Annotated in this window: 9 protein-coding genes; all 9 read left to right on the forward strand. The window is 47.6% G+C overall.

Annotated features, from left to right (window positions below; all coding sequences use genetic code 11):
- Positions 1-58 precede the first annotated feature (58 nt).
- Entirely contained in the window at positions 59-3,340 is a 3,282-nt protein-coding gene (locus AC5JBY_RS07700; RefSeq protein ID WP_495903985.1) for a SusC/RagA family TonB-linked outer membrane protein, read from the forward strand.
- Positions 3,341-3,389: 49 nt separating this feature from the next.
- Positions 3,390-4,919 carry a SusD/RagB family nutrient-binding outer membrane lipoprotein gene (locus tag AC5JBY_RS07705; RefSeq protein WP_495903986.1) on the forward strand — a complete coding sequence of 510 codons (1,530 nt, stop codon included), beginning with the start codon at positions 3,390-3,392 and terminating at the stop codon, positions 4,917-4,919.
- Between the two features lie 236 nt (positions 4,920-5,155).
- The gene (locus AC5JBY_RS07710; RefSeq protein ID WP_495903987.1) at positions 5,156-6,229 is read left to right on the forward strand and encodes a hypothetical protein; all 1,074 of its coding nucleotides are present in this window, start codon (positions 5,156-5,158) and stop codon (positions 6,227-6,229) included.
- A 10-nt stretch (positions 6,230-6,239) separates the two neighbouring features.
- Positions 6,240-6,809, forward strand: a complete 570-nt coding sequence (locus AC5JBY_RS07715) for an HD domain-containing protein (protein ID WP_495903988.1) — start codon at positions 6,240-6,242, stop codon at positions 6,807-6,809.
- A gap of 18 nt (positions 6,810-6,827) precedes the next feature.
- Positions 6,828-7,511: an HAD-IA family hydrolase gene (locus AC5JBY_RS07720; protein ID WP_495903989.1), complete on the forward strand. Its 684-nt coding sequence runs from the start codon at positions 6,828-6,830 to the stop codon at positions 7,509-7,511.
- A 4-nt stretch (positions 7,512-7,515) separates the two neighbouring features.
- The gene (locus tag AC5JBY_RS07725) at positions 7,516-8,802 is read left to right on the forward strand and encodes a DUF5690 family protein (protein WP_495903990.1); all 1,287 of its coding nucleotides are present in this window, start codon (positions 7,516-7,518) and stop codon (positions 8,800-8,802) included.
- Entirely contained in the window at positions 8,799-9,923 is a 1,125-nt protein-coding gene (locus AC5JBY_RS07730) for a TIGR03364 family FAD-dependent oxidoreductase (RefSeq protein ID WP_495903991.1), read from the forward strand. Before AC5JBY_RS07725 ends, AC5JBY_RS07730 begins: the two co-directional genes overlap by 4 nt.
- A 118-nt stretch (positions 9,924-10,041) precedes the next feature.
- Positions 10,042-10,716 carry a phosphatase PAP2 family protein gene (locus AC5JBY_RS07735; protein WP_495903992.1) on the forward strand — a complete coding sequence of 225 codons (675 nt, stop codon included), beginning with the start codon at positions 10,042-10,044 and terminating at the stop codon, positions 10,714-10,716.
- A gap of 11 nt (positions 10,717-10,727) precedes the next feature.
- Positions 10,728-12,287: an ArnT family glycosyltransferase gene (locus AC5JBY_RS07740; protein WP_495903993.1), complete on the forward strand. Its 1,560-nt coding sequence runs from the start codon at positions 10,728-10,730 to the stop codon at positions 12,285-12,287.
- Positions 12,288-12,301 lie beyond the last annotated feature (14 nt).

Below are 12,301 nucleotides of genomic sequence, written 5' to 3' on the forward strand. Positions count from 1 at the left end.
CCGTCTATTTTCGGGCTGCAATTTTATTATCACTCCCTCTATTTAAAAAAATCTGTTTATGAGTAAATGCTACCTTATTACAAGGGTGGTAACGGCATGTCTATTGTTGATGTTACCATTGCTCTCTCTCGCACAAGAAACGGTTTCCGGAAAAGTTATTTCCACCAAAGATCAATCACCTGTAGCAGGTGTAACTGTTATGGTAAAAGGCAGTTCAGCAGGAACTTCCACCAAAACAGATGGTGCTTTCTCCATTGAAGCCAAAAAAGGAGATGTGCTGGTGTTTAGTGGAGTGGGTATGTTATCTAAAGAAGTAGTGGTGAGTGGAAGCAATATCGAAGTGGCGCTTGAGCAGGATAGCAAGTCTTTGAATGAAGTAGTAGTAACGGCGTTGGGTATCAAGAAAGAGAAGAAAAGATTGGGATACGCCCTTCAGGAAGTAAAAGGCGAAGACCTCACAGTGGCACGCGAAAGCAACCTGGTAAACCAGTTGGCCGGGAAGGTAGCTGGTGTAACGGTTATTGGAAGCCCTTCCGGTATTGGTGGTTCTGCCCGCGTAAGTATCCGTGGCGAGCGCTCTGTAGACCTCAATAAGAACCAGCCTTTATATGTAGTGGACGGTGTGCCCATCAGCAACTCACTGACAGGTGGCTCTGGTCGTAATAACCTCGAAGTAGACTTCGGTAATGGCGCCAGCTTTATCAATCCGGATGATGTGGAGTCGATGACGGTATTGAAAGGGCCTGCAGCTTCAGCCCTTTATGGCTCAAGAGCTGCCAACGGCGTTATACTTATTAAAACAAAATCAGGCAGAGGTAATAAAGGTATCGGTGTAGAAGTGAACAGCAACCTGACCATGGAGTCGGCGTTGAAATTGCCTGAGTACCAAAATGTATATGGACAAGGTAATGGTAACGGAGGAGCCTTTGCGTTTGTGAATGGAGGTGGTGCTGGTCTTACAGATGGAACCGACGAAGGCTGGGGGCCAGCTTTCAATGGACAATTATATCCCCAGTTCAATTCACCCCGCACACTGAATGGACAGGCAATCCCTTACACAGGTGGTGACCTGAATGCCCCGGCAGGTAGCGTGATCACGCCTACTCCCTGGCTGGCAGATGTAGATGGTGTAAAAGACTTCTTCAAAACAGGCCGCACATTAACCAATAATGTCGCCCTGACAGGTAAGAACGATTTTGGTGATTTCCGTTTATCTTATACAAACCTTGATCAAACAGGTATCGTGCCCAACACCGACCTGAAACGCAATACGGTTTCTTTGAGCGGTGGGTACAATTTCAATTCTAAATTCTCAGCCCGCGCCTTTGTATCTTATATAAAGAGCGAAAGCGGTAACAGGCCTTCCATCAGCTACGGTACAGAAAGCATCATGTACTTGTTCAACTGCTGGCTGCCCCGCTCTGTAAAAGTGAGCGACATGCAAAGGCTTTGGCAAAATGGCCTTACAGGACTGAAGCAATACAGCTGGAACTACAACTACCATGACAATCCTTACCTGACCGTGATGGAAAATACAAACGGGCAGGATGTGAACCGTGTTATTGGTAACGTCGTGTTGAAATATGACTTCACCAACTGGTTGAGCCTGCAATTGAGAACAGCAACCGATTATGGTAATGAAAAAAGGCAGTATCAGCGTGGATTCAGCACACAACGTTTCCCCTTTGGTCAGTACCGCGAAACGAACATCATAACAGAAGAACGTAACTCCGACTTCCTGTTTACTGCCAATAAAAAGATCAACAACGATTTCTCTATCTCAGGTTCATTCGGAGGCAACCAGATGAGGCAGAAATCAGATTTCGACGAAACGAATGCCGGTCAGTTGAATATCCCTGGTATTTACAACCTGACGAACTCACGCATTCCATTGGAAGTTTCTCAATCAGTAGTAGAAAAGAGAGTGAATAGCTTATACGGTTCCGCACAGATCGCTTTCCGTAACTACCTGTTCCTCGATATCACTGCCCGTAACGACTGGTCAAGCTCATTGACATTGCCCGAGAGCCTGAAGACATTCGGTAATGAGCAAAATGCTTATTTCTATCCTTCAGTAGCATTGAGCGCGATGATCAGCGATATGTTCACCCTGCCGGAGTTTGTTACCTATGCAAAACTGCGTGGTAGCTTTGCTCAGGTAGGTAACGATACCGATCCATTTACTTTTACACAAGCCTATAACCCCAGCACACCTTATGGTGGCGCGCAGGTATATGGCGAAACAGACAGGTTGGCCAACCTGAGCCTGAAACCCGAGATCAGCACAGCCTATGAAGTAGGTCTGGATGCCCGTTTCCTGAACAGCCGGATTGGTATTGACCTCACTTTCTACCAAAGCAATACCCGCAACCAGATCCTCAATATTCCTTTATCACTCACCAGCGGTTATTCTTCCCGCTCTATCAATGCAGGAAAGATCAAGAACTGGGGTTTTGAAGCAGTATTGAACCTGGTGCCTGTAAAAACAAAAGACCTGACCTGGAATATAGACCTCAATTTCTCTACAAACCGCAGCAAAGTGGTTGAGCTGTCCGACAATCTTAAAAACTTTGTAATGGCCAGCAGGCGCGTAAGCATCGAAGCTCGCGTGGGTGAGCGCATGGGTGATATGTATGGTATCGGTTTTGCCCGTGTACAAAACACGGATGCCAGCAAACCTTACTACGATGCTTCCGGCAAGAATGTAGGACAAATGGTGTTCTCAAATGGTCGCCCGGTACCAACTACAACATTGATGAAGTTGGGTAACTACAATCCTGATTGGCTGGCTGGTATTTACAATACACTTAACTACAAAGGCGTGAAACTCGGCTTCCTGTTCGATATCCGTCAGGGCGGTGAGTTGTATTCCGAAACACAAACCGTAGGCCGCGAAGGTGGTATCATTATAGAGACCCTCGAAGGACGCGCCGATGGTTACGACCTGAGCAAGCCCGGTAATGGTGTTATCGGAGCAGGGGTGATCCAGAATCCCGACGGAACCTTCAAACCCAACGATGTTAAAAGAACAGCACGCGAATGGCATAGCGCCTGGACTGGCGGCAGAAGCATCGCTGAAGGCGTAATGTATGACGCTTCATTTGTAAAACTCCGCGAAGTGCAGATCGGTTACATGATCCCCGACAAATGGTTTGGTAAGCTGCCTTTCAGAAGCTGCACAGTAAGCCTGGTAGGAAGAAACCTTGCCCTGTGGTCAGATGTGCCCCATATCGATCCGGAGACAATGTCTTACAGCGGAGGCACAGCATTGCCAGGTATCGAGTACATGTCTATCCCTTCTACAAGAAGCTATGGCGTGAACCTGAGCTTCAAGTTCTAATACCGGCAGCAGAAAAGTGCAATTGTTAAAAACGAACCAAATTAAAGCAATGAAACAAACAAAATATTTAGCAGCGGTCCTTTGCCTCTCGTTAGGCGTATCGTCCTGCACGAAGAACTTCGAAGATATCAATACCAATAAAAACGTACCTATTGCCGTAAACCCTGACCTCCTTTTGTCGGGAGTGATCCGCAATACCCTGAATGATCAGGTAGGCGAAGCCTGGGGTATCGGCAACATTGTGGTACAACATACAGCTAAGATCCAGTTCGTAAACGAAGACCGCTATCTGTGGGGAGAAAAGAACAGCGTTTGGAATAGTGTATATAGCAATATGCGGAACGTGCAGAACATCATCGACATCGCTACCAATGCGAAGCCTGTTCAGAATAACTACCTCGGTGTAGCGCTGGTAATGAAATCATGGATGTTCTCACTGGCAACAGATGCCTACGGAGATATTCCTTACAGCAAGGCTACACAAGGAAAAGCAGCTGGTGTTTATACCCCTGAGTATGATGCCCAGGAAGCAGTTTACACCGGTATCCTTGCCGATCTCAAGAAAGCCAATGAACTGCTGGGTACCAGCAATGAAACGATCAGCGGCGATATCCTGTTTGGTGGTGGAGCCGGCTCCATTATCAAGTGGCGCAAGCTGGCCAACTCACTTCGCCTGCGCTACATGATGCGTATTTCTGCCAAAAAGAATGTAGGAGCCGATATGCAGGCAATCATAAGCAACCCTGCACAAACCCCCATTTTCGAAAGCAACGATGACAACGCGGCCCTGAAATATTTCGAAGCGGCCCCCAACCAGTGGCCCATGTACGGATCACGCGTAGGTTCTTTCGACGAGTTCAGAGTTAGTAAATCCATGAGTGACCGTCTGACCGCGTTGAGCGATCCACGTCTCCCGGTTTTTGGCCGTCCTTCTGAAAAATCGGTAGCTGCCGGTACGCCAAAGATTGAGGGTATTCCCAACGGTCTTGGTGATGTGGCTGCCCTGAACTACAATGGCGGTCCACAAGGTGTATCACGGGTAGGGTTGAGCTATGCCTGCCTGGTTTGTAACGATGCAGGGCCTGCACCAGTAGCCAATGTTGCACAAAGCATGTTGATGTCTTATGCCGAGTTGCAGTTTATCCTGGCCGAAGCAAGAGAAAAAGGTTTGATCACTACAGGTACAGCTGAGGGTTATTATCTCGCAGGTATTGCAGCCAACTTCAACTACTACAAGCGTATTGTACCCGTTCAATATAATATTAATGTGACGCCTCCCGCCAGCTATTACACCCAAACCGGTGTAGCTTATACGGGTACACAGGCAGAGAAGCTGGGCAAGATTGCCTTGCAAAAATGGGTGGCCCTGTTCTTTAACGGACTGGAAGCCTGGTTCGATTGGAGACGTACCGGCATGCCCGCTGTAGTGCCAGGTCCCGATAACCTCAATAACAATAAAGTACCGGTACGCTATATTTATCCACTGTCAGAACAATCGCTGAATGGGGTAAATCGTAAGACGGCAGTAGACAGACAAGGTGCGGATGATCTGAATACCAGGATGTGGTCGATTAAATAATAATTCCTTAATCCTGATATTCCATTGCGATTAAAGTTCTTTGTTAGCTTCGAGCCCGGTTTGAGATTTGTGTGTATGAATAAAATAATCGCCACCCCCGGGCGTAAATGAGAATAACAACCTTGCTAAAAGAAGTATTCTACAAATTATAAGCAATCGTAGCAGTTTCTTAATGTTGACGGCGAAGCTTTTCTAAGTTTCGCCCTTTTTTTATTCACCTACTTACACCATTCTCCATGAAACAATATCTCCTTTCAATCATAGCAACCGTGATTGTTGCAACAGCAATGGCGCAACAACGTAAAACCGAAAACCTCATTATCGTAACGCTCGATGGCATGCGCTGGCAAGAGGTGTTCAAAGGCGTTGACCCTGTGTTGATGAACGACAGCACGTTCAACCACGATAAAGAAGGTATTAAACAACGTTTCTGGGCAGAAGATGAAGCGGCGAGAAGACAAAAACTGTTTCCCTTCTTCTGGTCAACCATAGCACAGCAGGGACAACTGTACGGCAACCGGGCATTCGATAATAAAATTGACAATGCCAATCCCCATTGGTTCTCTTACCCCGGTTATAATGAAATATTCACAGGTTACCCCGATACAGCCGTCAACTCCAACGATAAAATATGGAACAAGCACGAGAATGTATTGGAGTATATCAATAAGCAGGCAAAGTACAAAGGCAAAGTAGCGGCCTTTTCTACCTGGGATGTTTTCCCGTACATCCTGCATGAACCCCGCAGCGGTGTGTATGTAAATGCAGATATAGATACCCTTGCCTTTAAAGCACCCGGCCTGCAGCTCCTGAACGATATGCAGTTCCTGACGACAAAACCCATTGGTGTGCGTCCCGACATCATTACCTACATGGCGGCGCGTGAATATCTCAAAGTATACAAGCCAAAAGTGCTGTATATTGCTTTTGACGAAACAGACGACTTTGCCCACGCGGGGATGTATGACCAATACCTGGGCAGCGCCTATGCTGAAGACGCTATGATCCGTGATATCTGGAATACAGTACAGTCGATGCCGGAATACAAAGGCAAGACCACTTTGCTGGTTACGGTAGATCACGGACGCGGTGACAAGGTAAAGTCGAACTGGAAGCACCACGGCGCTAAGATTGAAGATGCGCATGAAATATGGCTGGCAGTAATGGGACCGGATACAAAACCTGTAGGAGAAGTAAAGACACCTGTGCAGTTGTACCAAAAGCAGATCGCTGCTACCATTGCCCGGTTGCTGGGAATGAATTTCACGGCCAATCATCCTGTGGCAGATCCTATTACTACAGCCTATTAAATTAGCTTTTATGAATAATGTACAGGCCCAGGCCATTGCTACAGAGATCATCAGCCTATATCAGCACCACGGCGGTGAAGAATACGCCGGTGAAAAAGTAACCCAACTGGAGCACATGGTACAGGCGGCTCAATTGGCAGAGCAGCAGGGACATGATGAAGAAGTGATCCTGGCAGCCTTCCTGCATGATATAGGTCACATCTGCGTATCTGCCGAAGGCGATAATGAGATGGATGGCTTTGGCATAAAAGACCATGAAGAAGTAGGCGGCGCCTTCCTGTTAGAAAAAGGATTCTCAAAGCGGTTGATCCGGTTGGTAGAGGCTCACGTAGAAGCCAAGCGCTACCTCACCTGGAAATCCCCTGCTTATTATGAGCAGTTATCCGAAGCAAGCAAGCGCACACTGGAGTTCCAGGGTGGCCGCATGGAGGATGACGAAGCACTTGCTTTTGAACAATACCCCCTGTTCGACCTCATCATCAAAATGCGGCTATGGGATGAAGAAGCAAAGATCGAAGGAATGCCGGTGCCCAACCTGGAGAAATACCATGGAATGATCGTACGTCATTTGCAACGATAACAAGTAAAATATTTACATATGTCAGTACAGTTGGTTGTGTTTGATATGGCGGGTACTACCGTGCGCGATAAAGGAAGTGTGGCAGATGCTTTCATGGAAGCAGCCGGAGCGTATGGAGTACAAGTGCCGAGAGAGGAAGTAAACAAAGTAATGGGATTCCGGAAAAAAGAAGCCATCCGCATATTGCTCGATAAGTTTTATCTTGAACCAGTAGAAGATCTGGATGGGCTCATTGAAAATATCCACGACACGTTCACGCGCAACATGGTGAGTTTTTATGAGCAGGACGAAGAGCTGGCGCCGCTGCCCCATGCAGAAGAAACGTTTGCCTGGCTGAAGGAGCGGGGTATCAAAATCGCACTCAACACGGGCTTTACAAGACCCATCACCGATGCCATCCTGCATCGTCTGCGTTGGGACAACAATGGAATCATTGATATGGTGATCGCCAGCGATGAAGTGCCGGAAGGAAGACCCCATCCCTACATGATCGAAGCCATCATGAAGCAATTGCAGGTGAGCGATCCGGAGCAGGTAGTGAAAGTAGGAGATACGGAAGTAGATGTGGCCGAAGGCAGGAATGCCGGTTGTGGACTGGTAGTGAGTGTGACCACCGGAGCTTACACCCGCAACGAACTGGAACAATATAGCCCTGATAACATCATCGATAGTCTTGCTGAACTTCCACCTTTAATTCAATAAAAGTTTGTCAACTGTTACTGCCAATCCTGCTACGCTTTCGAGAAAACAAGTACTTACAGCCATTTATGCTGCTGTTGTTGCTTTTCTTACCTATGCTTCAGTATACGCTTACCGCAAACCTTTTACGGTAGCCACTTTTGAAGGTATCAGCTTTTGGGGCATTAAATACCAGGTACTGCTGATCATTTGTCAGGGCCTGGGCTATATGTCCAGTAAGTTCTATGGTATCAAGTTTATTGCGGAACTGAAGCGGGCAGGCCGTTGGAAAACGAGTGGCATCCTGGTGGGCGTGTCCTGGTTGAGCCTGTTGATCTTTGCCCTGTTGCCGGCCCCCTGGGGCATGCTATGCATGTTCGTAAATGGGTTTATGCTGGGCTTCATGTGGGGCATCGTATTCAGTTATGTGGAAGGACGAAGAGCGACTGATTTCATAGGCGCTGCTATGGCAGTAAGCTTCATATTTGCCGGAGGCTTCACGCGCTCCGTGGCCTTATGGCTGCGGGATAGCTGGCAGGTGCCGGAACAATGGCTGGCCTTTACCACAGGACTGGTATTCGCAGCACCCCTTATCTTCTTTATATACTTACTGGAACGTGTTCCCGCTCCTGACGCAGATGATGTGGCAGAAAGAACGGTGCGCCTGCCCATGACGAAGGAGCAGCGTCTGCGCTTCCTGCGCATGTTTGGCGCAGGCACCATCATGATCATTATTACCTACGTGTTCCTGACGATCATGCGCGACATACGCGATAATTTTATGGCCAACCTGTGGAATGAATTAGGCTATGGACAGAAACCATCCATTTTCACCAAAACAGAAACCATCACTTCTATTATAATACTGGCAATGATCAGCCTGCTGGTAGGCATTCGAAAAAATATCCGGGCTTTCCGGCTGGCGCACATCATGGTGCTGGTGGGTTTTGTGTTGGCGGGCATTTCTTCTGCATTGTTTCTGGCAGGCATCATGGGAGGGGCGATGTGGATGCAATTGGTAGGGCTTGGCCTCTATATGGGCTATATTCCTTTCAACTGTATTTTCTTCGAGCGCCTGATCGCAGCATTCAAGATCGCTGGCAATGTAGGTTTTCTGATCTATCTCGTAGATGCATACGGGTATATGGGCAGTATGCTGGTGATGCTTTCCAAAGAAATATTTCAAATAAACTTAACGTGGACGCAGTTCTATCCTGCCGGTGTAGTAATATTTTCGGTTATAGGTATTGCAGGATGCATTTATTCCCTGCTCTATTTCAACCGGAAATATGAATCATTAAAACCTGTTCAATGAAACAGCCTTCTGCCATCGTGATAGGAGCCGGCATCGTGGGATTGGCCACGGCCCGTGCACTCGCTGTTAAAGGATATGCAGTGAAAGTATTTGAGCGCACGCACAAAGCCGTAGGCGCTTCCGTACGCAATTTCGGTATGGTGTGGCCCATCGGTCAGCCTGGTATGCTCTATGATCGTGCCCTGCGCAGCCGCGAAATATGGAAAGAGATGGGCGACGCTGGCGCATTCTGGTATGATACCCCCGGCAGTTTGCACCTCGCCTATCACCAGGACGAATGGCAGGTATTGCAGGAGCTATATGAATTGTTCCGGCAGGAAAGACCGGTAGAGCTATTATCGGCACAGGAAGTGGCCGACCGTTCCGGAGCGGCTGTTCAGCAACATTTACTGGGTGGTCTGTACAGCGCAGATGAATTGATCGTCGATCCCCGTGAAGCGATTGCAGCTGTTCCTGCTTATCTGGAAGAGAAACATGGCGTACAGTTTTTCTGGGGCAAATGCGTAAGCTATATTTCAGACAATACTATCTACATCGGCAACGAAGAAGAGTACGAATTCGATGTAGTCTTCATTTGCAGCGGCGCCGATTTTGAAACATTATATCCCGAAGCATTCGCTACCCACCCCCTCACCAAATGCAAGCTGCAGATGATGCGCTTTACAGCGCAGCCCGATGACTGGCGCATTGGCCCGGCCTTGTGCGGTGGCTTGTCCCTGATCCATTACAAAAGCTTTGCTGCCGCTACTTCCCTGGCAGCTTTGAAACAGCGGTATGAACAGGAGATGAGCAATTACCTCGACTGGGGTATCCATGTGATGGTATCACAAAATGGTCGCGGTGAATTGACGGTAGGCGACTCACACGAATATGGACCTACACACGATCCATTTGATAAAGAGTTTATCAATACCATGATCGTAAATTATCTTAATACGTTTGCACGCTTCAAAGATGCCAGGATCGTAGAGACCTGGAATGGTATTTATCCCAAGCTCACCAATGGCGAAACCGATCTGTTCTTCTCACCCGAACCTGCGGTGTATGTGCTGAATGCGCTTAGCGGTGCAGGCATGACACTTTCTTTCGGCCTTGCAGAAGAAATGACAGCATTTTTATAGTAAAGCGGGTATTGGCTCACAACTGACTACTCACCACTCACTGCTTCACAGTTCATTAATGTTGCCATAATAATGCGGTGATATCTGTTGTATAGGTTTGTATAACCTTTAAAACAACATGAACCCATTTATTCGCACCCTCCAGGGGAGACGGCAATATATTATTGCCTTCACCCTCTATTTGCTTTTTGCCTTTATTTATTGCAGCCTGAATTCGAAAACAACCTGTTTTCTTGAACTGAACGGGACGCACACCCCGTCGCTGAACACTTTTTTCACCTGGTACACCATGCTCGGCGATGGAGTTGTAGCGCTGATACTGTTTGCGGTATTCCTGTTACGCCGTCAGTACCTGCAGGGCGTTCACATGCTGGCTGCTTTTTTAGCTTCAGGTATCGTAGCGCAGCTTATCAAACAGTTTACACACATGCCCCGCCCCAAAGTGTTCCTGCATCCCGATCAGTACAACCAGTTCATTGAAGGAGTAACGCGTGATGGTTGGTCCAGCTTTCCTTCGGGGCACACAGCTACTGCCTTTGCTGTAGCAACCATCCTGGCGCTTTACTGTTCCAACAAGTGGGCATCGCTGGTTTATCTGTTGTTGGCCATTGGGGTAGGGTACTCCCGTATCTATCTTGGTTCACATTTCCCGGAAGATGTGTTGGCAGGGTCTATCATCGGAGTTGTTTTTGCTGCCTGGGTATATGTAGCTATTCCGGAGTTGCGGTTCTTTGGCCGCAGGCTGGAGAAAAAGCGTCCGACGCCTTCGCTGGCAGCCATCTTTAATAATTAATTTGCTGTTACTTGGACTATCGCAAGTCGGTCATACTGCTTATCCTTATCGCTTCCATGGTACGTATGTTCGTAGCGGGCAGTACCGAACTGTCTAATGATGAAGTGTATTATTGGACATATGCCCAATACCTTCAATGGAATTATTTTGATCATCCTCCTGCCATTGCACTCCTCATTCGTTTTTTTACCGGCAATCTGTGGTTGCAGCAAGAACTTTTTGTAAGGCTGGGCGCTGTTGCGTGTGGCGCAGTCAATACATGGTTGATATACTTGCTGGGGTGTCGTGTAAAAGATGAATATACGGGTTGGCTGGCAGCCTGTTTATTCACGGCCTCTGTATATGCAGGCCTACTGGCGGGGATGATGATATTGCCTGATGCGCCACAAATGGTATGTTGGTTATGGGCATTGCTGCTGATCATGAATATTTTTAAGCATGGCGGCAGTAGCCGCAACCGCAACAGGCGGCTGTTGTTGTTGGGCATAGTGGCGGGTCTTTGCATCATGAGCAAAGTGCATGGCGTATTCATATGGGCAGGTGTTTTTTTATACATCGTTTTGTACAACCGCCCCTTGCTCAAAAATCCTTTTCTCTACCTCGCCGGGTTGCTTACTGCGATCATTATATCACCCATCTTTTTGTGGAACCTGAACAATGAGTTTATCACCTTGAATTATCATGGCAACCGGGTAGGCTTTTTTAGTAAGATCCAATGGGATACTTTTTTCAGGCAGATCATTGGAGAAGTATTATACAATAACCCGGTCAATGTAGTGCTCATTATAGTGGGCTTATTATCCATACGTAGAAACAAATTGCTCAATGATGCTGCTCAGCAGCGGATACTGTTGTGCATAAGCGTGCCTTTGATCGTAGTGGTGTGGTTCATGTCCTTATTTAAAGATACCCTGCCCCACTGGACGGGGCCTGCTTATACCAGCTTGTTGCCAATAGCAGCAGCATATGTCGCACGGCGTTTGCAAAGTAAGCAGTTGGCAATGTCCTTTCCCAGGGTTGTTAAAGGAGCACTGGCTTTGCCTGCTCTGTTGCTGCTTTTGCTGATCGTAGGCATCCGTTGGATGCCGGCAGGGCTGGGGAGTAAAGAAGATCAGCGTTTAGGGTCAGGAGATATTTTGCTGGACATGAGTGGCTGGAAACAATTTGGGCAGGACTTTAACCGCCTTTACAAAGAAGACGCAGCCAGTAGTAAAATGACATCCGGTGCTTTTATAATCGCAGATTATTGGTTTCCCGCTGCTCACCTCGATTATTATGTAGCACATCCTTCGAATATCAACTTTACAGCTGTTGGTTCCTATAGTGGTATCCACCATTATGCCTGGCTCAATACTTACCGCCCTGCTTTAGAGCCCGGGCAGGATGCTTACTATATTGCTGTCTCCAATTACTTCGATCCATTACCCCCTTCATTGGCCCATGCTTTCCGGCAAGCCGATCCGCCGGTAGTGATCAATCAAACAAGGCAGGGAAAAGTAGTGCGCCACTTCTTCATTTACAGGCTCAAAGGCTACCAGGGTGGCATTCCCCGCAACGGCATCGTGGAATGAGGTGGCATATTTTT

The organism is Paraflavitalea sp. (assembly GCF_059502485.1).